The organism is Rhodopseudomonas palustris (genome assembly GCF_003591005.1).
Lineage (GTDB): Bacteria > Pseudomonadota > Alphaproteobacteria > Rhizobiales > Xanthobacteraceae > Rhodopseudomonas > Rhodopseudomonas palustris_K.
On sequence record NZ_QYYD01000001.1, the window covers coordinates 77278 to 101426 of the forward strand.

Genomic DNA, 24149 nt, shown 5'->3' on the forward strand with positions numbered 1-24149 from the left:
GCGCCCTTTTTTTGTCGGCGGAAGAATGCTGTTACTTCGCGGCCGGATTGGCGCCGGCCGGAGCCTGAGCCTCGAGCTTCTTGCGCTGCTCTTCGGCGCGCTTCTGCAGCTCTTCCTGTAGCTTCTTCTGGGTCTCTTCGAACTGCTTGGGGTCGGTCGGCGGACCGTCATAGGCCTTGGCGAATTCCGCCAGCGGCAGCGGCAGCGTTAGCGGCGCACCGTTGGAGTTGATCGCCTGAACGACCAGGTTCTGGCCCTTCTTCATGTTGGCGATCATCTCGGGGGTGGCTTCGTAGTCCGACATGCAGCCATTGGCGAAGCAGATCACATAGGGGCTCTGCTGCGGCGCATTGCTGTCCACGATGATGCGGGTGCCGTGCACGAGTTGCATGCCGAGCGGCAGAGTCACGCGCAGGATCTTCTTGGGCTCACCTTCCGGCTCGATGATCACCGCGGCGATGACCGGCTGGCCCGACTCGATGCGGCCATCCTTGCCGGTGAAGCAAACCTGCTTGGCGCCGGCATCCTGGCCCTTCAGGCAGAATTTGGTCCACGGCGCGTAGATCAGCTGAACCTGCTGCTGTTCCTGCGCCTGGCCGGCGGCCGGAGCACCAGCGGCCGGCGCCTGAGCGGCGGGAGCACCCTTCGCCGGCGCCTTCGGAGCCGGTGCGGCCTTTGGCGCGGCCTTCGGAGCGGCCGGCTGCTGCGGCTGCGGGGCTTGCGCTTGTGCGGCGGAAGTGACGGCCAGGGCGGAAACAGCTGCCGCCGTCAGCAGAGCGAATGCCCGCCCGCGCGGCCCTGCCGACGCGACCAAGTTGCAAGACATCATTGCGGAAAACCCTTTCTGAAACGGTCGCGCACCCCACAGCGACGCGGGAGCCGGCATCTGGCCGTTCGGCCGGTGTCTCTGAGCCAATTGAGGCAGTTACGTGACGGCCCGGTCAGGCGCCGCCGCGCGCTCGCTTTCAATACAACGGCACACGAAAAGATCAATGCCGGCAATCTTCCGTGGCTCGTTCGATCACTCCCTTGTGGTAAATCCCCTCGGGTGCAGAACACCGAATCACAGAGCCGATTCGCGACCGGTGCGCGCCTGCTCGCGAGCACGCTGGCGATCCTGATCGCCACGGCGTTTTCGGGTCCGCTGGCCAGCGGTGCTAACGCCGAGCCTGGAGACAGAGCGAAGCCATTGCACGCGCTGGCGATGCACGGCGAGCCCGCCCTGCCCGCCGACTTCTCGGCGCTGCCTTACGCCAATCCCGATGCGCCGAAAGGCGGCCGACTGGTCGAAGGCGTGCTGGGCACCTTCGACAGCCTCAATCCGTTCATCGTGCGCGGGCTCGCGGTGCAGCGCATCCGGGGCTATGTGGTGGAAAGCCTGATGGCGCGCGGCAACGACGAGCCGTTCACCCTCTACGGCCTGCTCGCGCAAACGGTCGAAACAGACGACGCGCGCAGCTACGTCACCTTCCGCATCGATCCGCGGGCCAAATTCTCCGACGGCACGCCGGTGCTCGCAGAGGACGTGCTGTTCTCCTGGCGGTTGCTGCGTGACAAGGGCCGTCCCAACCATCGGCTGTACTACGCCAAGGTGGTGCGCGCCGAGGCGCCCGATCCACGCACCGTCCGGTTCGATTTCGGAGACCTGCAGGATCGCGAACTGCCGCTCATTCTCGGGCTGATGCCGATCTTCCCCAGGCATGCGGTCAATGCCGAAACGTTCGAAGACACCACCATGGCGCCGCCGATCGGATCGGGGCCGTATCGAGTCAGCGCGGTCAAACCAGGCAGCAGCGTGACCCTGACGCGCAATCCGGATTATTGGGGCCGCGACCTGCCGATCAATCGCGGGCTATGGAACTTCGACGAGGTCCGGATCGAGTATTTCCGGGAGGCGAATTCACAATTCGAAGCCTTCAAGCGCGCCATTTACGATTATCGGGTCGAGACCGAACCGCTGCGCTGGCACGACGGTTACAATTTCCCGGCCGCTCGCAGCGGCGACGTGGTCCGTGACGTCATCAAATCAGGCACCCCGCAGCCGACCGAATTCCTGGTTTTCAACACCCGCCGCTCGGTGTTCACCGACATCCGCGTCCGCGAAGCGCTGTTGCAGATGTTCGATTTCGCCTGGATCAACCAGAACTACTTCTTTGATCTGTACAGCCGCGCCGGCGGATACTTTGCCGGCTCGGAACTCTCCGCCTATGGTCGCGCCGCGGGTCCTGATGAATTGCGGCTGCTGCAGCCATATCTGGCTCGGCTGCGACCCGACATGCTCGACGGCAGCTACCGGCTGCCGGACAGCGATGCGTCCGGGCGCGACCGCAGCGCGCTGCGCCGTGCGCTGACGTTGCTGTCGGAGGCCGGCTATCAGCTCGACGGCACGGTGATGCGACGCCGCGACACGCATCAGCCGCTGAGTTTCGAGATCCTCGTCACCACCCGTGAACAGGAGCGCATCGCGCTCGCCTTCGTGCGCGACGTCAAGCGGATCGGCGTACAGGCGACAGTCCGCGTGGTCGACGCTGTCCAGTTCGATCAGCGGCGCATCACGTTCGATTTCGACATGATCCCGAACCGCTGGGACCAGTCGCTGTCGCCGGGCAACGAGCAGTCCTTCTATTGGGGCGCCGAGGCAGCCGATACCCAGGGCACGCGCAACTACATGGGCGTGAAGGACCCGGCCATCGACGCGTTGATCGCCACGATGATCGCCGCGCGCGGCCGTCCGGAGTTCGTCGCCGCAGTGCGTGCGCTCGACCGCGTCCTGACCTCGGGCTTCTACGTGATCCCCCTCTACAATATCCAGGAGCAATGGATCGCCCGCTGGAATCGGATAGAACGGCCCGAGGTGACGGCTCTGACCGGTTATCTGCCCGAGACCTGGTGGGCGCGTGCGACGGTACCGCAGCAGTGACCCAGCAAGGTCCTCAGCAAAGGTGACGCAGCAAAGGTGATCCATTGAGCCAGCCCAACGCTTCACCGACCCTCGACGGCCTGTTCCGCCGAATTCTGGCGCGGCAGCCCGACGCGATCGCGCTGATTGATCCGGCCGACAAGCAACGCGTCACCGGCCAGCCGCCGGCCCGCCTGACCTATGCGCAGGCCGATCGGGCGATCTCGGCGCTCGCCGCGCACTTTTCAGCAGCCGGCCTGCCCGAGAATGCGGTGATTGCGCTGCAACTCGCCAACACCATCGAATTTCCGCTGACGATTCTTGCCGCGCACCGCGCCGGCCTGGTGGTGGCTCTGCTGCCGCAGCTGTGGCGCCAGGCCGATATCACCACCGCGCTGAACCGCACCGGGGCTCGCGCGATCGTCTCGTCGCGCTGGATCGACGGCGTCAGCCATGCCGATCTGGCGATGAATGCCGCGGCAGAAGCGTTCTCGATCCGCTATGTCGGCGGCTATGGCGACGATCTGCCTGAGGGCATGGCGTCGCTCGACACTGCGATGACCGAGGACGTGCCGGACAATGAGCCGGCCATTCAGGACGCGCGGCGCGCCGCAATCATCACCTTCGATACAACGCCAGAAGGTGTCCGCGCCATTCCGCGCACTCATCTGCACATGATCGCCGGCGGTCTCGCGGTATTTCTCGAAGCCGGCGTCCCGCAAGGCGCGATGCTGATGTCGGCGCAAACCTTGTCGTCCTTCGCCGGCCTCGCCTCCACAATGGTGACCTGGCTGCTCAGCGGCGGCACCTTGGCGCTGCACCACCCGTTCGATGAAGCGCTGCTCGAATCCGAAATTCAGGAGCTCGGCTGCGACACGCTGGTCGCGCCGGCCCCGCTGGCGCTGCGGCTGGGCGATGCCGGGCTGCCGTTCCGCGCGCCGACGCTGCAACAGGTGATCGGGATGTGGCGCGCGCCGGAGCAAGTCGCGGCCAGTCCGGCCTGGACCGCCGGACCGTCGGGCTTCACCGACGTCTATCTGTTCGGTGAGGCTGGCCTGTTCGGCGGTCGCCGCGGCGCGGACGGCGCGCCGGTGCCGATCATGCCCGGCCCGCACACGGCGCCCCGGGATCAGCCCGGCGGCAGCGTCGCCGGCGAGCTCCTGATCACTCCGAAAGGCACGCTTGGACTGCGCGGCCCGATGGTGACGCTTGCGGCCTATGCGCCGCTGTCGTCGCACAACGGCGCGGCGCGGCCCTCGGCAGCTCCCGATTTTGTCGACACCGGGTTCGCGGCGCGGCTCGATCGCACCACCGGCGCGGTGTGCATCACTGCGCCGCCGTCCGGCATCATGGCAGTCGGCGGCTATCGCTTCCTGGCTCAGGACCTCCAGGAATGGGCCCAGCGGCTTGGCCAGGGCGCGCTGCTGACGGCGCTCCCCGATCGATGGAGCGGCTATCGGCTCGCCGGCCGCGCCCAAGACAACGCACGAGCTCGCGAAGCACTTTCAGAACTCGGGCTAAACCCTTTGATGGTCGAGGCCTTCCGCGAAGGCCCGGCACGTCCTGAAGAAACCGCGGGTTCGCATTGACGGCGCATTAACAGTACCGAGCTAAGGTTGGCCGCTGTGACTGCGGAGAACCGGCTCTCGTCGATGTCGTATCACGCGCCCATCCTCGTCATCGCCGATGACGACAGCTCGCCGGTTCTGGCGGCGCTTTCCGAGGACCGACTGGTGCCTTCGGCGGGTGCTCGCTGGCACGAGGCGCCAGACACGGTCGCGCGCCTGCAACCGTCTGCCATTGTCGCGATTGCTGGGCACGATGCCGAGCTCGACGGGCTGGCGCGCCAGGTCGCAACTATCAATCCTTATGTCCCGCTGATCGCGCTCGGGCCGCGCCGTGCTTTGCCCGACAATGTCATCGGCTTCGCCGGCGACGATCTGGGCCGCCTCACCGCCCGGCTGCGTGCGGCGCTCCGGGTCCGCACCCTGCATGCCACGACGCTGCGCCGCCTGATCGAAGACGGCGGCGTCCCCCCGACGCCGGCTCACGACCCGGTCCAGGACGCCACCGTGCTGCTGATCGGCCGCGGCGCCGCCTACCCGGCCTTGTCGGTTGCACTCGGCGAACGCGTCGGCGTGGTCGGCGCGCTATCGATCGAGGCGGCGGCGAAGCATCTCAACGCCCGCGAGCTCGACGGCATCATTCTGGCCGAAGGCTTCAGCCCCCGCGTGGTCGATGCGTTTCTGACCGTGCTGTCCGAGGACGCGCGGTTTCGCAATCTGCCGATCGTCGTCACCGCGCCGCCGTCGGAGCAGCCGTTCGACCTGCCCAACCTGGATTTCGCTCAGGGCGAGCCGGGGCGTATCGTCGCCGATGCCCTGCCGCTGATCCGCCAGCACGCGTTCGAAATGCAACTCGGGCGCCTGCTGCGCTCGCTCGACGCCGGCGGTCTGATCGAGCCCCGCACCGGCCTGCTGACGCCCGCAGCGTTCGAACGCGACTTCGCCGCCGCGGTGTATCACGCGCAATCCCGCGGCGAAGGCCTGTCCGTGGCGAAGTTCGTGCTACATCGCGCCGACCCGCGCTCGCGTTTCGACACCGCGCGTCTCGTCGGCCGGCTGATGCGCAAGATGGATTTTGGCACGCTGCAGCAGGACGGCAGCATTCTGGTGGTGTTCGCCGAAACCGATCTGCGCGGCGCGCAGACGATTGCGCGGCGGCTGATGGCGGTGATGAAGCAGACCTCGCATTCCGCGCGCCGCGAGACCCGCATCGATCCCGACGTCTCGCTGGCGACGCTGCAGCCCGACGACTCCGCCCGCGCCATCCTGTCCCGCCTGACCAAACTCGACACCCGCCGCGCGGCGTCATAGGCGCTCGCTCTTTGTCACAAGGACGAGTTACTTCGTCAGGGCCGGGCTCGTCCCGGCCATCCACGCCTTGCTACTTCGCGGCGCCGAAAGGCGTGGATGCCCGGCACAAGGCCGGGCATGACGAAGGAAATAACTCACGCGATGGATGAAGTGCCAAAGCCTTTACCGGTGCAAAGCCCATCCCCGTCATTGCGAGCGCAGCGAAGCAATCCATGAGCGCAGTGCACGGCGCTGGATTGCTTCGTCGGCTTCGCCTCCTCGCAATGACGGGGAGAGGCTGAACGCGTAGTCAGCTAACTCCGTCCTCACGCCGCCTTCTTGGTCCCCGCCAGCTCGGCCAACTGCTTCAAAATATCCGTCGTCCCGGCAAGCCGTTCCTCCGGCGTCTTCCAGACCTGGAAGAACACCACTTTCATGTCCGGCCGCACCTTGGCGGCATCGCCGTGGCGGCGGATGAAGCTGACGAGCTTGTCGGGATGCGCGAAGGCGTTGTCGCGGAAGGTGATCACCACGCCCTTCGGCCCGGCGTCGACCTTCTCGACATTGGCGTGGCGGCAATAGGCCTTGATGGCCGCGACCTTGAATAGATAGCGTACTTCGTCCGGCGGCGGACCGAAGCGGTCGCGCAGTTCGGCGCCGAAATTCTCGATCTCTTCATTGCTGTCGAGATCGGCGAGTCGGCGGTACAGCGACAACCGCACCGCGAGATCGGGCACGAACTCCTCGGGGATCAGGATCGGCATGCCGATGGTGATCTGCGGCGACCAGCGGTCGGCGACCGGCTCGTCGACGATGCCGGCCTTGAGATTGGTGATCGCCTCCTCGAGCATCTGCTGATACAGCTCGAAGCCGACTTCCTTGATGTGGCCGGACTGCTCCTCGCCGAGCAGGTTGCCGGCGCCGCGGATGTCGAGATCGTGCGAGGCGAGCTGGAAGCCGGCGCCGAGCGTCTCCAGCGATTGCAGCACCTTGAGCCGGCGCTCCGCCTGCGCGGTGATGCCGTGCTGCGGCAGCGTGAACAGCGCGTAGGCTCGCAGCTTGGAGCGGCCGACGCGGCCGCGAAGCTGATACAGCTGCGCCAGGCCGAACATGTCGGCGCGGTGCACGATCAGCGTGTTGGCGTTCGGAATATCCAGGCCGGATTCGACGATAGTGGTCGACAGCAGGATGTCGAACTTGCCTTCATAGAACGCCGACATGATGTCCTCGATCACCGTCGGCGGCATCTGGCCGTGCGCGACCGCGACCTTCATTTCGGGCACGTGCTTGTCGAGGAAGTCCTTCACTTCCGCCAGATCATCGATCCGCGGCACGACGTAGAACGCCTGGCCGCCGCGATAGCGCTCACGTAGCAGCGCCTCGCGGATCATCAGCGGGTCGTGCGGTGCCACGAAGGTGCGCACCGCGAGGCGGTCGACCGGCGGCGACGCGATGATCGACAAATCGCGCACGCCGGTCATGGCGAGCTGCAGCGTGCGCGGGATCGGCGTCGCGCTCAGCGTCAGCACGTGCACCTCGGCGCGCAGCTGCTTCAGCTTCTCCTTGTGGGTGACGCCGAAATGCTGCTCCTCGTCGACGATGACGAGGCCGAGATCCTTGAACTTGATCGACTTGCCGAGCAACGCGTGGGTGCCGACGACGATATCGAGCGTGCCGTCGGCGAGGCCCTTCTTCACTCCCGTCAGCTCCTTGGCGCTGACCAGCCGCGACGCCTGGCCGACATGCACCGGGAAGCCGCGGAAGCGCTCGGTGAAGGTCTTGGCGTGCTGCCGCGCCAGCAGCGTCGTCGGCACCACGACAGCGACCTGCTTGCCGTCGAGCGCGACCGCGAACGCCGCGCGCAGCGCCACCTCGGTCTTGCCGAATCCGACGTCGCCGCAGACCAGGCGGTCCATCGGCGTGCCCTTCTCCAGATCGCCGAGCGCTGCGTTGATGGCCGTGAGCTGATCCTCGGTCTCGTCGTAAGGAAAGCGCGCGCAGAACTCGTCGTAGAGATGCGGCTGCACCGGCAGTTTCGGCGCCTGGCGCAGATGCCGCTCGGCGGCGATCTTGATCAGCTCGCCGGCGATCTCGCGGATGCGATTCTTGAGCTTGGCCTTGCGCGCCTGCCAGCCCGAGCCACCGAGCCTGTCGAGTTCGACATTGGTGCCGTCCGAGCCGTAGCGCGACAACAGCTCGATGTTCTCGACCGGCAGAAACAGCTTGGTGTCATTGGCGTAGTGCAGCTCGACGCAGTCGTGGGGCGCGCCGCCGACTTCCAGCGTCTGCAGCCCGATGAAGCGGCCGATGCCGTGTTCGACATGCACGACGATGTCGCCGGACGACAGACTGGTGACCTCCGAGATGAAGTTGTCGAGCTTCTTGCTGGCCTTGCGCTGCCGCACCAGCCGGTCACCGAGCACGTCCTGCTCGGTGATCACCGCGAAGGCGTCGGTCTCGAAGCCGGACTCGAGGCCGACAACGGCAAGCATCGCCTCATTGCGCGGCGTCGCCTGCACGGTGCGCCAGGAATTGACGCTGGTGAGATTCACCAGCTTGTGGTCCTTCAACATGCTGGCCATGCGGTCGCGCGAGCCTTCGCTCCACAGCGCGATCACCACCTTCTTGCGCGTGGCCTGCAGCGCCTGGACATGCGCGACCAGCTTCTCGAACACATTGACGTTGGCGTCGGCGCGCTCCGGCGCAAAATTGCGCCCGGCGCGTGCGCCGGCGTCGATGACCGAGCCGCCTTCAGTCGGCACATCGAATGGCGTCAGCCGCACGAGCGGCCGGCCTTCCAGCCGCTCGCCCCATTCCTTTTCGGTGAGATAGAGCTGATCCGGCGGCAGCGGCTTGTAGATCGCCCCGGAGCCCGGATGATCCATCGCCTCGCGCCGCGCCTCGTAGTAATCGGCGATCTGCTTGAAGCGCTCGCGCGCTGCGTCCTCGCTCTGCGGCTCGATCGCCACCGGCGTCCCGGTGAGATAGTCGAACAGCGTATCGAGCCGCTCCTGAAACAGCGGCAGCCAGTGCTCCATGCCGGGATAGCGGCGGCCTTCGCTGACGGCGGTGTAGAGCTGATCGTCCGGGCTCGGCGCGCCGAAAGCGGCGACGTAGCCCATGCGGAAGCGGCGGATGGTTTCGGTGACGAGCTGAAATTCCGACACCGGGACGAGATCGAGGCCGCGCATGGTGTGCAGCGTGCGCTGGGTCTCGGCGTCGAAGGTGCGGATCGATTCGAGCTGGTCGCCGAAGAAGTCGAACCGCACCGGTTGGTCGAGCCCGGCCGGAAACAGATCGAGGATGCCGCCGCGCACCGCGTATTCGCCGGCCTCGCGCACTGTCGAGGCGCGGCTGTAGCCGTTGTGCTCGAGCCAGGCGACCACCGAATCCATCGGGACAATGTTGCCGGGCGCGACCGACAGCGCCTGCGCGGCCATGATCTCGCGCACCGGCACGCGCTGCACGGCGGCGTTGACGGTGGTCAGCACGATCAGCGGCTTGTCGCTGCCGGTCAGGCGCGACAGCTTTGCAAGCGCGGTAACGCGCTGCGCCAGAATGCCGGCATGTGGCGAGACGCGGTCGTAGGGCTGGCAATCCCAAGCCGGAAACTGCATCACGCCGACGTCCGGCGCGAAGAACTCCAGGCTGCGGGCGAGCTGCTGCATGCGCGGGCCGTCGCGGCAGATCACGGCAAGGCTCACCGCCGGCGGCTTCGGCCGCGCTGCGACCGCCCGGGCGAGATCGGAGACGATCAGTCCCTCGGCGCCTTCGGCCACATTGGCGAAGGTCAGCGCCTTGCCGGGCGCAAGCAATTCCGCCGGTGACTTCGCCGGACTTTTCATGCCGCGCCGCCCTGGTGGCCGTAGGTCCGGATTCGCTCGAACAGCCCGTTCTTGAATTCGGCCGGCAGCGTGTCCGCGCCCGAGACCGCGGCGTAGAGGTCGTGGTCGTTGAGTTCGATCAGCGCTTCGAGCTCGCCCAGTTCGGCGTCGGTCAGGGTCCCGATCTCGGCGTCGGCGAACTGGCCGAGAATCAGGTCCATCTCGCGGGTGCCGCGGTGCCAGCAGCGGAACAGCAGGCGCTTGCGACGGTCATCGAGCCCGCCGCTCGATCGTGTGGTGCCGGTCATGGGGAGAAACCTTCGGTCAACGACGAAAGCCCGGACGTGCCGGGCGGAGCTGATATAGCCGCCGCCGCGGCGGCTGTCAGCCCGCGGCGGCGCATTGCAATCCGCGCCAAATGCATTCAAGCCTGCAGCAAACGTCAGCCACCCGAACCGGTTCGATGCGCCCCGCTCTGCTCAATCCCCTGTTCGCGCCGGTCACCAGCCTGACCGGGGTCGGTCCGAAGCAGGACAAGCTGTTCCGCTATCTGCTGGATCGCGACGACACCCCGCGGCTGGCCGATCTGCTGCTGCACCTGCCGGTCAGCGTGATCGACCGCCGCTCCCGGCCCAAGATCCGCGACGCCCAGCCCGGCACCGTGGTGACGCTGGAGGTCACCGTCGACCGCCACCGCCCGCCGCCGCCCGGCCGCTCGCGCGCGCCGTATCTGGTCTACGCCAGCGACGACACCGGCGACGTCATCCTGGCGTTCTTCCGCGCCAAGGCCGAATACATCGAGAAGCTGCTGCCGGTCGGCGAGATCCGCTACGTCTCCGGCACCGGCCAGCTCTATGACGGCACGCTGCAGATGGTGCATCCGGACCGCGTCGTCGACGCCGAAGGCTTCGCCAAGCTGCCGAAGATCGACCCGGTCTATCCACTCACCCAGGGGCTGGCGATCGGCGCGATGCGCCGGGCGGTGGCGCAGGCGCTGACCAGGCTGCCGGCGCTGCCGGAATGGATCAGCCCCGAGGTGCTGCGCCGCTGCAGCTTTCCGCCCTTCGCCGAGGCGCTGCAGCGCGTCCACATCCCGGTTGAGCCGACCGACATCCTGCCGGCCGGGCCGTATTGGTCCCGTCTCGCCTATGACGAGCTGCTGGCCGGCCAGCTGGCGCTGGCGCTGGTCCGCGCCCAGCTCCGCCGCCCCGCCGGCGCGCGCAATGCCGGCGACGGAAGGCTGCGGCACAAGATCATCGACGCGCTGCCCTACGCGCTCACCAATTCGCAGCGCGACGCCGCGGCCGCGATTGCCGAGGATTTGCAGCAGCCGGTGCGGATGCTGCGGCTGCTGCAGGGCGACGTCGGCAGCGGCAAAACCGTGGTGGCGCTGCTCGCCGCCGCGGCGGTCGCCGAGGCCGGCAAGCAGACGGCGCTGATGGCGCCGACCGAAATCCTCGCACGCCAGCACATCAAGACGATCGCGCCGCTGGCCGAGCGCGCCGGCCTGCACGTCGCGATCCTGACCGGCCGCGAGAAAGGCAAAGAGCGCCGCGAGATCCTGGCGCGGCTGCAGAGCGGCGAGATTGACTTCCTGGTCGGCACCCACGCGCTGATCCAGGACGATGTGATCTACAAATCGCTGGCGCTCGCCGTGGTCGACGAGCAGCATCGCTTCGGCGTCCGCGAGCGGCTGGCGCTGACCAGCAAGGGCGCCGATGTCGACGTGCTGGTGCTGTCGGCGACGCCGATCCCGCGCACGCTGGTGCTGACTTATTTCGGCGATATGGATGTCTCCGAGCTGCGCGAAAAGCCGGCCGGCCGGCAGCCGATCGATACGCGTGCGCTGTCCGAACAGCGGCTGCCCGAAGTGATCGACGGCATCGGCCGCGCCATCGGCGCGGGCAAGCGCGTGTACTGGATCTGCCCGCTGGTCGAGGAATCCGAGAACGTCAAGCTCACCGACGCCGAGCAGCGCTACGAATCGCTGCGTCAGCGCTTCGGCGATCATCAGGTCGGCCTGGTGCACGGCCGGATGAAAGGCACCGAGAAAGACCGGGTGATGGCGCAATTCGCCAGCGGCGAGATCAGCGTGCTGGTCGCCACCACCGTGGTCGAGGTCGGCGTCGACGTACCCGAAGCGAGCATCATGGTGATCGAAAACGCCGAGCGCTTCGGCCTCGCGCAACTGCATCAGCTGCGCGGCCGCATCGGCCGCGGCAGCGAAGCGTCGACCTGCCTGCTGCTGTACAAGGAGCCGCTCGGCGAAATGTCGGCGGCGCGACTGCGGGTGATCCGCGAGACCGCCGACGGCTTCCGCATCGCCGAAGAGGATCTCAAACTACGCGGCGAAGGCGACGTGCTCGGCACCCGGCAGAGCGGCCTGCCCGGCTATCGTATCGCGCGCTCCGAAGTGCACGCCCAGCTGATTACCCAGGCCCGCGACGAAGCGCTGCGCATCCTCAAAGACAACCCGAAACTGGAGGGCGAGCAAGGCGAAGCGCTCCGGTGTTTGCTTTACTTGTATGAGCGCGACGAAGCGATTCCGCTGCTGGGTGCGGGATAATCAGCGTTCGTCATTCCGGGGCGCGCGAAGCGCGAGCCCGGAATCCATAGTCCCTGGCTTCGCGATTGAATGCCGGCGATTCCTCGCACACCACCAGCGTCTGTGGTTATGGATTCCGGGCTCGCCGCTGCGCGGCGCCCCGGAATGACGAATGTGAGGGTTCGATCGCGACCGAAGCTAACTAATCGACCTTATCCGGCGCCTTCATCCGGCGCCGTGAGAATGCCGACTCGGGCTCGTCGGTGGCCTTCTTGGCAGCGAGCGCGGTCGCGGCCAGCGCGGCGATCTTCTTCTGCGGGTCGGAGCCGGGCTGCACCACGCCGGCCGACATGATCAGCGTCGCGGCTTCCTCGGCGCTGAGGTCGATCGGAATCACCTTGTGGCGCGGCACGTAGAAGAAGAAGCCGGTGGTCGGGTTCGGCGCGCATGGCAGGAACACCGAGATGTGCTCCTCCTGGCTCGGGATCCTGGTCGCGACCTCCGGATTGGGCGGCAGCGAGATCAGCACGATCGACCACATTCCCGGCGACGGAAACTCGACCAGCCCGACCTTGCGCAGGCTGTTGCCGTTGCCGGAGAACAGCGTTTCGAACACCTGCTTGAGGCCGCGGTAGATCGCACGCACCACCGGCATGCGGCCGAGCAACCGCTCGCCGAGATCCACCAGCGAACGGCCGATGAGATTGGCGGTGAGAAAACCGAGCAGCGTCAGCGCGACAAACGCGACCACCAGCCCCGAGCCTGGCACGGCGAACGGCAGATAGGTCTCCGGCCGATAATCCATCGGCACGAACGGACGCACGAAGCCGTCCACCCAGTTCACGAACCACCAGGTCAGATAGAAGGTGATCGCGACCGGGCCGGCGACGATCAGGCCGGTCAGGAAGTAATTGCGGATTCGTCCCATGAATCCACGCGGCGGATCCTGGACGGTCTCACCGAGAGGCGGCGTAGGCATATCGTTCATGCGGCGTCCAGGTCGGCAACATTCAAATTCGCGGCGAAGCGCCGGCGCGCAGCCAGTCTACTGCAGATCGGCGCCCAATGGCATTGGAACCGTTCGGCTACGGCCGGTTTCGGCGGCCCTTTCCACCGATCCGCGGAGGCCGAAAGCGGCCAACGGATCAAGAAGCCTCCAAAGCGGCATCGGGCAAGCCGCGAGGCCCCGCGCCGAATGCAGCGAGATATAAGCGGTCCGGACGTTCCCGCCAACAGCCGACTGGAACAGTTTTGCGGCGCGGCCTACTCGACCGTCACCGATTTCGCCAGATTGCGCGGCTGATCGACGTCGGTGCCCATGACGACGGCCGTATGGTAGGCGAGCAGTTGCACCGGGATCGCATACACCAGCGGGGTGAACGCCGCCGCCATATCGGGCAGCACGATCGTCACCAGCGATTTGACGGTTGCCTCCTCGGCCCCCTTGGCGTCGGTGATCAGGATGATGCGGCCGCCGCGGGCGGCGACCTCCTGCATGTTCGACACCGTTTTTTCGAACACGCGGTCGTAAGGCGCGATCACCACCACCGGCATCTTCTCGTCGATCAGTGCGATCGGGCCGTGCTTGAGCTCGCCGGCGGCGTAGCCTTCGGCATGGATATAGGAGATTTCCTTGAGCTTGAGAGCGCCTTCCAGCGCCAGCGGATAAGAGGTGCCACGGCCGAGATACAGCACGTCCTGCGACTTGGCGATGTCGCGGGCGAGCCGCTCGACCTGGTGCTCGGTGGCGAGCGCCGCGGCCATCAGTCGCGGCAGCTCGATCAGACCACGAACCAGCTTGGACTCGTCTTCCTCGGACAGTTCGCCCCGCGCCCGCCCGGCCGCGACCGCAAGGGCCGCGAGCACGGTGAGCTGACAGGTGAAAGCCTTGGTGGACGCGACACCGATCTCTGGCCCCGCCAAAGTCGGCATCACGGTTTCGCTGTCGCGCGCGATCGTCGAGGTCGGCACGTTGACCACCGACAGCGTGTGCAGTCCCTGCTCCTTGGCGTAGCGCAGCGCCGCCAGCGTGTCGGCGGTCTCGCCGGACTGCGAGATGAAGATCGCCAGATCGCCCTTGCGCAGCGGCGCCTCGCGGTAGCGGAATTCCGATGCGATATCGATCTCGACAGGTAGCCGCGCGAAGCGCTCGAACCAGTATTTCCCGATGTAGCCGGCGTAGTTGGCGGTGCCGCAGGCGGTGATCGAGATCCGCTGGATATCCTTGAAGTCGAACGGCAGCCGGGTCGGCAGCGCTACGCGCTCCGTATCCATGTCGAGATAGCGCGCCAGCGTGTGGCCGACGACTTCCGGCTGCTCGTGAATTTCCTTCGCCATGAAGTGGCGGTAATTGGCCTTGTCGACCACGAAGGACGAAGCGCCCGACTTCATCACGCCGCGCTGGACGATGTCGCCCTTGGCGTCGTGCACCTGCGCGCCCTTGCGGGTCAGCACCACCCAATCGTCGTCGTCGAGATAGCTGATGTCGTCGGTGAGCGGCGCCAAAGCGATAGCGTCGGAGCCGAGATACATCTCGCCGTCGCCATAGCCGATCGCCAGCGGCGAGCCCTTGCGGGCGCCGATCATCAGGTCGTCGTGGTCCTTGAACAGAAACGCCAATGCAAATGCGCCGCGCAGCCGTGGCAGCGCCGCCTTCACCGCGTCGACCGGCGAGGCGCCCTTGCGGATGTAGCTGTTCACCAGGTGCGCGACCACTTCGGTGTCGGTCTCGCTGGCGAACTTGGCGCCTTCGCTCTGCAGTTCGTTCCGCAGTTCGCGGAAATTCTCGATGATGCCATTATGCACGACGGCAACGCCATCGGCGGCGTGCGGATGCGCGTTGGTCTCGTTCGGCTTGCCGTGGGTCGCCCAGCGGGTGTGGCCGATGCCCGAATGTCCGGACAGCGGCTCGCGCGCCAGCCGCGCCTCGAGATTCTTGAGCTTGCCTTCGGCGCGGCGGCGCGCCAGCTGCTCGCCCTCCAGCGTGGCGACGCCGGCGGAATCGTAGCCGCGATACTCCAACCGCTTCAGTGAATCGACCAGTTGCCCAGCAACGGGTCCACGTCCGAGAATGCCGATGATGCCGCACATGCGGTTGAAGTTCTCCCGACGGCCGGCGACCCCGGCCCAAGTACTATCTAGCGAGTTCGGCGAAACCGAAGGTAGTCAATAATTATTGCCGATTGCGACAGGGTTAAGCGTAAAATCGTTAACCACTTTGCGTCGACCTACTCCGGCTTCGGCGTCTTGGCCCGTGCCTTCGCTTCGCGGAAGCGTTTGGCCCAGCCTTCGCGCAGCGTCTGGTCGTTGCGTTCGACCGCCAGCGCATCGTCCGGCACCGGCTTGGTGATGACCGAGCCCGAGCCGATATAGGCGCCCGCCCCGATCTTCACAGGAGCGACCAGCGACGAGTTTGAACCGACGAAGGCGCCGGCGCCGATCTCGGTCTTGTGCTTGTTGAAGCCGTCGTAATTGCAGGTGATCGTGCCCGCCCCGATATTGGCGCCCGCGCCGATATGGGCATCACCAATATAGGTCAGATGATTGACCTTGGCGCCGGCGTCGATCTGCGCCGCTTTGGTCTCCACGAAATTGCCGATCTTGGCGCCGTCGCCCAGCGACGTGCCCGGCCGCAGCCGCGCATAGGGGCCGACGGACGCCTTGGCGCCGATGCTGGCGTCGACGATGTGCGAGAACGAATGGATCACCGCACCATCGGCAATCCTGACCCCGGGGCCGATCACCACGAAGGGCTCGATCGTCACGTCCCGGCCGAAGGTCGTGTCGGCGGCAAGATGGATCGTCTCGGGGGAGATCAGCGTGACGCCCGCAGTCATCGCGGCCTGACGCAGCCGGCTCTGCATCACTGCTTCGGCTTCGGCGAGCTGCGCCTTGGTGTTGATGCCGCGGACTTCGTCCTCGTCGGTCTCGATCACGCTTGCGGTCAAGCCGCGCCCGCGGACCAGACCGACGGCGTCCGTGAGGTAGTACTCGCCCTTGTTGTTGGCATTGCCAATCTGGCCCAGCACGTCGAGCGCGATCTTGCCGTCAATCGCCATCACGCCGGCGTTGCACAGCGTAATTTTCCGCTCGTCGTCACTGGCATCGGCCTGCTCGCGGATCGCGGCGAGTTGGCCGCCCTCGACCACCAAGCGGCCATAGCCGGTCGGATCGGCCGCCCTAAAGCCCAGCACAACCAGCGACGCGTCTTGACGAAGCGGCTCACGCAGCCGCGCAAACGTCTCGGCGGAAATCAGCGGCGTATCGCCGAATGCGATCAGGAGATCGTCGGCACCTTTGGCAATGGCATCTTTGGCGGCCAGCACCGCATGCGCGGTGCCGAGCCGTTCGTGCTGCACGTAGATCTCCGCATCAGGACGCGAGCGCCTGACCTCGTCGGCGACCGCCTGATGGTCCGGGCCGATCACCACAGCGATCCGATTGCCCTCACCCTGCGGCGCCGCCGCCAGCACATGCGCCAGCAACGGACGGCCCGCCACCGGATGCAGCACCTTCGGCAGCGACGATCGCATCCGCGTGCCCTCGCCGGCCGCAAGCACGATCGTCAGGCTGGATCTCGTGGTCATGGCAAACAATCCCGTCAGCTCGATGTGCCGCCCTCATAATGGGTTTTGCGCCGGAGGGGAAACGGCTTTCCGGCCGCCAAAGTGACGCCTGGGCGACTGCGGCGGAACATTTCCCTGATAATGTTGGGGTCGTGATTCGCGTATGCGACAGGGGTTTCAGGCGTTCGGAATGGCGAGGAAGAGCGACGATCTGGCGGACAGTTTCGCGACCGACGAACCAAGCGGTTGGATGACGCGTCTGCTGGCGGACGAAGAGGAACTCGACGGACGCGCCAAGTGGCGACTGGCGTTTTGGGCGGCGGGGTCGCTCGGCGCACTGGTGATCGCCATCCTGGCCAGCCAGGCCTCGATCGAGCGCCGCCGCGATCAAGTCGCTGCCGCCGATCTGGCGCGGCAATCGCAGCAGATCCAGCGCCTGGCCAAAGAGAGCCAGCACGAAGCGACCCGCCTCGCCGCTGCGATCGACACGCTGAATGCCGACCGCGACCGGCTTTATGCTCGGCTCGGCTCGCTCGAGCAGGGCCTGGACTCCGTGACAGGCTCGATCGCCAAGGCACAGGCCTCGACCAAAGCGCAGGCCGCGGCCGACAAGGCGCTGGCCGCGTTGCTGCCGGAGATCCCCGTCAAGGAAGCCGCGCCACCAGTCGCCGGCGTCGAGTCCAAAGCAGCCGCTCCGCAATCCGCCGCGCACGCGCCGGTGATGCCTGCGCCTGCAAAGCGCGCCGCCGAGTCGGCTCCACCCACCGCTGCGGCAGAGCCATCTCTGCCAAGCGCAGCATCCACGCCTGCTGCTGCGCAGGCCGTCGCGCCTCAACCGACACCGGATCCCGCGGCATCCAAGCCTGAACCGACCCGGTCCGAGCGACCCGCGCCGGGGGCCATCGCCTCGATGCCGCCCCCCGGCCAACCCCTGATGGCATCGCGCTCGGTACTGGCGCCGCCAGACGCTGGCGCCAGCAAACTGAGCGCGCCCGCAAGCCTCGCCGCCGTGGCGGCGCCCGCCGCTGTGCCGGAGGCCGAGGCGTCGGAGGACACGCCGGTCGCGGTGCCGCGGACGTCCTTCGGTGTCGACCTCGGCGGTGCCAACTCGGTTGAGGGCCTGCGCACCCTGTGGCGTCGCATGACGAAGACGCACAAAGCCCTCGGCGAACTGCGGCCGATCATCATGGTCAAGGAAAACGTCAGCGGCGGGCAATTCCGCCTTGTGGCCGGGCCGTTCGACGATGCCGCCGAGGCGGCGAAGCTGTGCGTCACGCTGGGCGCTGATCGAGGCTGCGAGACGACGGTATTCGACGGCCAGCGCCTGCCGCTGGCGTCGACCGCGCCGCCGCCGCGTCAGCCGCGCAAACGGCAGCCGAACGTGACGGCCGCCCCGGCGGAGCCGCCGCCTGCGACAGAGCAACCCCCGCCGCCGCAGCCCAAGCCGAGCCCGCTGTCGTCGATCCTCGGCATCCGCTGACGACAGCCGAGTTGCTCCATCCTGCCGGGTTGTTCGCAACCGCAAACCACCGCATAATCGCGCCATGAAGAAAGAACCCTTCCGTCTCTCCCCGTATCAGGTGCAATGGCTGCTGGTGGTCGGTTTCGTCACCGTCGGCTACGCGCTGTATCTGCGCTATCTGGCGATCGAACTCTCGACGGTTGCGCTGGCCTGCGACGCCGGTCAGCAGTCGATGCTGTGTACGACGCGGTTGCTGATGACCTATCTGTTCCGCAATTCGGTGTTCGGGATCGCGGCGCTGGTAATCGCCGTGCTGCACGTCATCCGGCCGTCGATCGTGCTGCTGACCGCCGGCCTGATCGCCGCCGGCCTCGGCATCGTGCTTTACAATATCGGCCTTTCGGGAATCGCGATCGGGCTGCTTATTTTGGGCTTTGCGCGCCCCGCGCCTGCCACAGCGTGATCGCCAGCATCGCATAGACCGCGCAGGTCCACAGCGACTGCCAATTCTTCGGTCCCTCGTTGAACAGCGTGTAGACCGTCGACACCACGAATATTCCGGCAAACACCGCTTCGGCGATCGGCCGCGCGCCCTGCGTCGGCCGATTGAGCAGCATCAGCAGAAACAGCGGCAGCACCGCCATCGTCAGCGAGGCGAACGGGAAGTCGCGGTATCGCGGATCGAAGGTGAAGCCGAGTGCCGTTTGGGCACCGATCAGTACCGTCACGACCATCGCCAGCCCGAGCCCATAGGTCAAAACCGAGCGGTCGCGCATCTCGCGTGGGCCGAACATTGCCAGGAAGGTCGGCGCCGGCCGCCCCACCATCAGCGCATATGCGGCGAAGATCGGCGTCAGCACACCACTCGCCAGCAGTAAGCCCCACTGCAGCCAGCGGCCCCAGCCGTAGCTTTCGACCAGCATCTTGTCGACCGCGATGCCGAGCAGCACGCCGGCCGCCGTCGCCGTTGCGCCGACCGCCAGCCACGATACCAGCCGCGGCGCCCACGGCTTGCGACGCAGCGACAGCATCGCGGTAGCGAACACCAAAATGCTCAGCCCCATGCCGGCCGCCATCGACAGCTTCCATTGCGGGAAGTTGCTGATCGGCACGCCGGCCGGATATTTCAGCGCGCGATTGTCGGCATCGATCAGCCCCCAAAAGCCGCCGACCGTGCCTTCGAGGTCGCGCTTCCAAGGCTGATCGTAGGCTTCGATCAGATTGACGCGGAAGTTCTCGAGCTTGGCGAGCTGCAGGATTTCCGACACCACCCGCGCCTGGTTGGCACGCGACGGCAGCGCGCCCTCACGCATCCGCCCGGCGCTCGGCCAGCCGGTCTCGCCTATCAGGATCTCCTTGCCGGGGAACGCGACGCCGACACGCTTGCGGATCTGGTCGACATGCGCGGCGGCATTGCGGGCGCGAACCGGGATGTCCTCCCAATACGGCAGGATGTGAATCGTGACGAAGTCGACCGCGTCATAAATCTCGCGATTGCGCAGCCAGTACTCCCAGACGTCGGCGTAGGTCACCGGCGTCTTCACCTGAGACTTCACCAGCCGGATCGTCGCGGCGAGATCGCCGACGGTCAGTTCACCGCGCAGCAGCACTTCGTTGCCGACGATCAGCGCCGTGATGACATCCGGGTAGTCCTTGGCGAGTGCCACCGCCCCGGCGATCTGCGCGAGGTTCTTGGCACGCTCGTTGCCGAGCCAGATGCCTTGCATGACCTTGAGCCCGACCCGGCCGGCGATCGCAGGTAGCTGCTCGAGACCATTGTCGATCGAATAGGTCCGCACACATTTCGAGATCTTGGCGAGCTGGACCATGTCCTGCTCGATCTGCTCGGCGGGGATTCGCGTGGTCGGATCGAGCGGCGTCTGAGCGCCGCGGAACGGCGCATAGGACACGCATTCGAGCTTGGCGCTCGGATCGATCGGGGCGCGGGACAGCGTGACCGGCGTGGCGATCCACCACCAGACGCCGAAGATGATGCCGAGAGATATCGGGAGAAGCGCCAGCGGCGTGCGAAAAGAAATTGGTTCCGTCCTCCAGAAGGACCGTCGATTACCCGCTCGCAGCCGATCTGCCAAGACCATAAGAGGACGCACGATCATATGCGACCCCGCGCGTCGTTGGAATGAACGCGCATTAAGCTACATGAATTCGTCGCCATCTCGGCTCTGCTCAATTGTCATTGCTGGACAAATCCTGAAATGTCCGTCATGGGAATCGTGCAGGGTCACGCCGCAACGGCGAGGACTTTAAGTGGCATCGGGTGGATGGGGACCGACGCCGCCGATGGCCCGGCCAACCAGATCGGGGACGCTATGCGACGAGTAATCCTTGAGTTCCAGAACGCGCTGTTGCGTGGCCTGGCCGCGACCGGACTTGCCCTGCTGATCGGCATCGGCGGCGCGATCGCCCAGAGCGGCGATCTGCGCGCTCAGGATCAGAATGCCAAACAACCGGCGAACGCCAATCAGCCAGCGCAGGCCCCCGCCGATGCGCTCAAGGAAAGTCAGCGCAAGACCGACGAGTTCGCCGAGGCCGCGCAGGCGATCAACGGCCCGGCTGGCAATCCGGAATGCGTCTGGCTCGGCCGCCGCGTCGTGGTGCTGATGTGGCGTGACGACCTCGACACCGCCTTCCGCCACCTCGATCTGTACGACCGCTTCGGCTGCCCGACCGGCCACATCCAGGCGGCTTTCCGCTGCCTCGTGCGCTCCGGCCCGATCGACCCGAAGGTGCCGGAAGGTCTGAGCGGCCGCGTCCACGCCTGCTGGATCAATCCGAGCGCTCAGCCGCAGCCCGCTGCCGCCACCGCCGCGCCGGCAGCGCCTTCCGGCAAGCCGGCTACTCCGCAGCCGCAGCCGACGACGCCTTCGCCCGCTCCGGCGACACCGGCGCCCGCGCCGACTCCCGCACCCGCGCCGGCCAAATAAGCAGGCGCTCTCCGGAGCGCCTCCAAATCTTTGCGGTTTGGCATCAAAACCGCCCTCAAATCGCCACGGCGACATATGAATTGATCGCCGTCGGGGCCGAGCTTTATGCTTGAGTTGCTGCCGCTTTGGTCGGACCTCGGGGACGGGTCCGCAGACCAGCCATCAGGGCCCCGTATGGTTTAGTTGCGATGCGCGTCGTCGTCGCCGTTCTGCTGTTCGTCACTGCTGCTCACGCCGGTCTCTGGGGTCTGCTCCGAGACAAACAACAAGCCCCCGACTTCTCCGGCATCCTGCCGAGCGTGTCCTACGCGCCGTACGAGGGCTCCGGCCATCCGGACGTCGACAACTTCCCGACCGCCGAGCGGATCCGCTCCGACCTCAAGACGCTGGCGCCGCTGACCCGCGCCATCCGTCTGTATTCGTCGACCGGCGGCCAAGAATTGGTCCCCCCGATCGCTAACGAGGTCGGCCTCAAGGTGATGGTCGGCGCCTGGATCGACAAGTTCACCGACCGCAACGAACGCGAAATGCAGGCGGCCGTCGAGCTCGCCAAGCGCAACAGCAACGTCAACGGCATCGTGGTCGGCAACGAAACCATCTACCGCGCCGATCAAAAGGTCGAAGACCTGATCAAGCTGATCCAGCGGGTGAAGAGCCAGGTCAACGTCCCGGTCACCACCGGCGAGATCTGGAACATTTGGCTGGAGAATCCCGAGCTCGCCTCCTCGGTCGACTTCATCGCCGCGCACATCCTACCCTATTGGGAAGGCTTCTCGGACAAGCAGGCGGTCGACCAGGCGCTGATCATCTATCAGAAGCTGCGCGATGCTTTCCCGGGCAAGCGCATCGTCATCGCCGAGTTCGGCTGGCCGAGCTCCGGCTACAATCTCAAGGCCGCGGTGCCCGGCCCGTTCGAACAGGCGGTCACGCTGCGCAACTTCGTCAGCCGCGCCGAAGCGATCGGGATGGAGTACAACATCGTCGAGGCGATCGATCAGCCCTGGAAATACTTCGAAGGCGGCGTCGGTCCGTATTGGGGCATCCTCAACGCCTCGCGGCAGCCGAAATTCGCCTGGACAGGCCCGGTGGTCGACCCGGCCTACTGGAAGCTGGCCGGCATCGCGCTGCTGGTCGGCATCCTGCTGTCGCTGCCGATTCTGCAGCTCGCCGCCCCAACGGTGATGCAGACCGCGCTATTGTCCGCTGCCGCACACGGCGTCGGCGCCTGGGCCGCGACCGTGTTCTCGTTCTGGGCGGGGCATTACTTCGTGTTCGGCTCGGCTTTCGCTCTGACGCTCGGCATAATCCTGCTGACGCCGCTGGTGATCATCGCGCTGGCCCGGATCGAGGAGATCGCCGCGGTCGCGTTCGGCCGCAAGCCGCGCCGGCTGATCACCCGCGCGCTAACCAATGCGCAGCAGGCCAAGCTTAAGGCCGACGGCACGACGCATGCTCCGAAGGTGTCGATCCACGTCCCGGCCTATTTCGAACCGCCGGAGATGCTGAAGCAGACGCTGGATGCGCTGGCACGGCTCGACTATCCGAATTTCGAAGTCGTGGTGATCATCAACAACACCCCCGACCCGGCCTTCACCCGGCCGATCCAGGACCATTGCCGCGAACTCGGCGAGCGCTTCAAATTCATCAACGCCGAGAAGGTGCAAGGCTTCAAGGCCGGCGCGCTGCGGATCGCGATGGAACGCACCGCGGTCGACGCCGAGATCATCGGCATCATCGACGCCGACTACGTCGTCACGCCCGACTGGCTGAAGGACCTCGTCCCGGCGTTCGACGATCCGCGTGTCGGCCTGGTGCAGGCGCCGCAGGAGCATCGCGACGGCGACCGCTCGCTGATGCACTACATCATGAACGGCGAGTATGCCGGCTTCTTCGACATCGGCATGGTCCAGCGCAACGAATATAACGGCATCATCGTGCACGGCACGATGTGCCTGATTCGCCGCGCCGCGATGGACATGGCCGGCGGCTGGTCGAGCGACACCATCTGCGAGGACTCAGATCTCGGCCTCGAGATCATGGAGCACGGCTGGCTCACCCACTACACCAACACGCGCTATGGCTTCGGCCTGCTGCCAGACACCTACGAGGCGTTCAAGAAGCAGCGCCATCGCTGGGCCTATGGCGGCTTCCAGATCATCAAGAAGCACTGGCGCCGTTTTCTGCCCGGCAACAGCCGGCTGTCGCAGGACCAGCGGCGCGAGTTCGGGCTCGGATGGCTGAACTGGCTGGGCGCCGAGAGCCTCGGCGTGGTGGTGGCGATCCTCAATCTGATCTGGGTGCCGATCGTCGCCTTCGCCGACATCGCCATCCCGGACCGCATCCTGACGCTGCCGATCATCGCCTCGTTCATCGTCACGCTGGCGCACTTTTTGACGCTGTATCGGCTGCGGGTGAAGATCAACGTCTGGCAGATGCTGGGGGCGATGATCGCCGCGATGTCGGTGCAATGGACGGTGTGCCGCGCCGTCGCCCAGGGCCTGATCACCGAGCACCTCGCCTTTAATCGCACCTCCAAGGGCGGCCTGACGATGATGTCGGTCGAGTTCCAGGCGTTCTGGGAGGCGGTGATCGGCGTGCTGCTGCTGATCGGCGCCGGCGTGCTGGTGGCGTCCAACAGCTTCCGGCAGATCACCGAGATCTACATCTTCGCCGGCGTGCTGGTGTTGCAGAGCCTGCCGTTCCTGGCCGCAGTCGCGATCGCCATCCTGGAGAACTCGCGAATCAACGCGTTTCAGTGGTGGACCGCCACCCGCATCCGCACCGCCGAATTGATCGGCCTGCGTCCGGTCACCCTGCCCCCGGCTATCCCGGCGCGGCAGAAGGTCGCCCAGGAGATCCACACCGACGCGGCGTGAAGCGGCGCCGTTCGGCAGCGGACCTCTCACCCCCTCATGTCCGGGTTTGTCCCGGCCAACCACGCCTTGAGCACCTCAACGCCTTCAGCGCCGGTTTTCCGCCGCTGGCGCGCCACATCAGGATCGCCGCGCAAATCCCTGTGTAAACGAGCCAATCGCCCACAAACACGGAACCGCC

The 24149-nt window shown here is 66.3% G+C and carries 15 protein-coding genes; 8 read left to right on the forward strand and 7 right to left on the reverse strand.

All coding sequences use genetic code 11. The features are described 5' to 3' along the window. Positions 1–31: 31 nt before the first annotated feature. Positions 32–829 (reverse strand): invasion associated locus B family protein, encoded by a 798-nt coding sequence (locus D4Q52_RS00435; protein ID WP_119854574.1) that lies wholly within the window; start codon positions 827–829, stop codon positions 32–34. 264 nt (positions 830–1093) lie between these two features. On the opposite strand from D4Q52_RS00435, the gene D4Q52_RS00440 reads away from it, so the two are divergent. From D4Q52_RS00440 to D4Q52_RS00450, 3 genes are all read left to right on the forward strand, one after another. After that, positions 1094–2920, forward strand: a complete 1827-nt coding sequence (locus D4Q52_RS00440) for an extracellular solute-binding protein (RefSeq protein ID WP_425328442.1) — start codon at positions 1094–1096, stop codon at positions 2918–2920. Positions 2921–2964: 44 nt separating this feature from the next. Then, a complete protein-coding gene (locus tag D4Q52_RS00445; RefSeq protein WP_119854575.1) occupies positions 2965–4488 on the forward strand; it encodes an AMP-binding protein in 1524 nt (507 codons plus the stop codon). A 63-nt stretch (positions 4489–4551) separates the two neighbouring features. Continuing rightward, positions 4552–5775, forward strand: a complete 1224-nt coding sequence (locus D4Q52_RS00450; RefSeq protein WP_119854829.1) for a GGDEF domain-containing protein — start codon at positions 4552–4554, stop codon at positions 5773–5775. Between the two features lie 305 nt (positions 5776–6080). Here D4Q52_RS00450 and mfd read toward each other — a convergent pair whose 3' ends face one another. Together mfd and D4Q52_RS00460 are read right to left on the reverse strand one after the other, a co-directional pair. Then, positions 6081–9599, reverse strand: a complete 3519-nt coding sequence (gene mfd / locus D4Q52_RS00455) for a transcription-repair coupling factor (RefSeq protein WP_119854576.1) — start codon at positions 9597–9599, stop codon at positions 6081–6083. Beyond that, positions 9596–9886: a succinate dehydrogenase assembly factor 2 gene (locus D4Q52_RS00460; RefSeq protein WP_119854830.1), complete on the reverse strand. Its 291-nt coding sequence runs from the start codon at positions 9884–9886 to the stop codon at positions 9596–9598. The genes mfd and D4Q52_RS00460 overlap by 4 nt, the downstream gene beginning before the upstream one ends. Before the next feature lie 155 nt (positions 9887–10041). Between D4Q52_RS00460 and recG the strand changes: the two genes are divergently transcribed. Beyond that, positions 10042–12144 (forward strand): ATP-dependent DNA helicase RecG, encoded by a 2103-nt coding sequence (gene recG, locus D4Q52_RS00465; protein WP_119854577.1) that lies wholly within the window; start codon positions 10042–10044, stop codon positions 12142–12144. Positions 12145–12325: 181 nt separating this feature from the next. On the opposite strand, the gene D4Q52_RS00470 is transcribed toward recG, so the two are convergent. The 3 genes from D4Q52_RS00470 to glmU form a co-directional block, all read right to left on the reverse strand. After that, a complete protein-coding gene (locus D4Q52_RS00470) occupies positions 12326–13111 on the reverse strand; it encodes a DUF502 domain-containing protein (RefSeq protein ID WP_119854578.1) in 786 nt (261 codons plus the stop codon). A gap of 275 nt (positions 13112–13386) precedes the next feature. Then, positions 13387–15213 carry a glutamine--fructose-6-phosphate transaminase (isomerizing) gene (glmS, locus tag D4Q52_RS00475; protein WP_119854579.1) on the reverse strand — a complete coding sequence of 609 codons (1827 nt, stop codon included), beginning with the start codon at positions 15211–15213 and terminating at the stop codon, positions 13387–13389. 137 nt (positions 15214–15350) lie between these two features. Next, a complete protein-coding gene (gene glmU / locus D4Q52_RS00480; protein WP_119854580.1) occupies positions 15351–16709 on the reverse strand; it encodes a bifunctional UDP-N-acetylglucosamine diphosphorylase/glucosamine-1-phosphate N-acetyltransferase GlmU in 1359 nt (452 codons plus the stop codon). A gap of 319 nt (positions 16710–17028) precedes the next feature. On the opposite strand from glmU, the gene D4Q52_RS00485 reads away from it, so the two are divergent. Then, a complete protein-coding gene (locus D4Q52_RS00485) occupies positions 17029–18168 on the forward strand; it encodes an SPOR domain-containing protein (protein ID WP_234831011.1) in 1140 nt (379 codons plus the stop codon). 64 nt (positions 18169–18232) lie between these two features. Then, positions 18233–18613, forward strand: coding sequence for a hypothetical protein (locus tag D4Q52_RS00490; RefSeq protein ID WP_119854582.1), 381 nt, complete (start codon positions 18233–18235; stop codon positions 18611–18613). Here the strand turns inward: D4Q52_RS00490 and D4Q52_RS00495 are convergent. Next, positions 18573–20249, reverse strand: coding sequence for a beta-(1-6) glucans synthase (locus tag D4Q52_RS00495; protein ID WP_119854583.1), 1677 nt, complete (start codon positions 20247–20249; stop codon positions 18573–18575). The genes D4Q52_RS00490 and D4Q52_RS00495 overlap by 41 nt on opposite strands. A 231-nt stretch (positions 20250–20480) precedes the next feature. Here D4Q52_RS00495 and D4Q52_RS00500 point away from each other — a divergent pair, with 231 nt between their 5' ends. Together D4Q52_RS00500 and D4Q52_RS00505 are read left to right on the forward strand one after the other, a co-directional pair. Further along, positions 20481–21095, forward strand: coding sequence for a beta-1-3, beta-1-6-glucan biosynthesis protein (locus tag D4Q52_RS00500; protein ID WP_119854831.1), 615 nt, complete (start codon positions 20481–20483; stop codon positions 21093–21095). A gap of 188 nt (positions 21096–21283) precedes the next feature. Continuing rightward, entirely contained in the window at positions 21284–23971 is a 2688-nt protein-coding gene (locus tag D4Q52_RS00505) for a glycosyltransferase (RefSeq protein ID WP_119854584.1), read from the forward strand. Positions 23972–24149 lie beyond the last annotated feature (178 nt).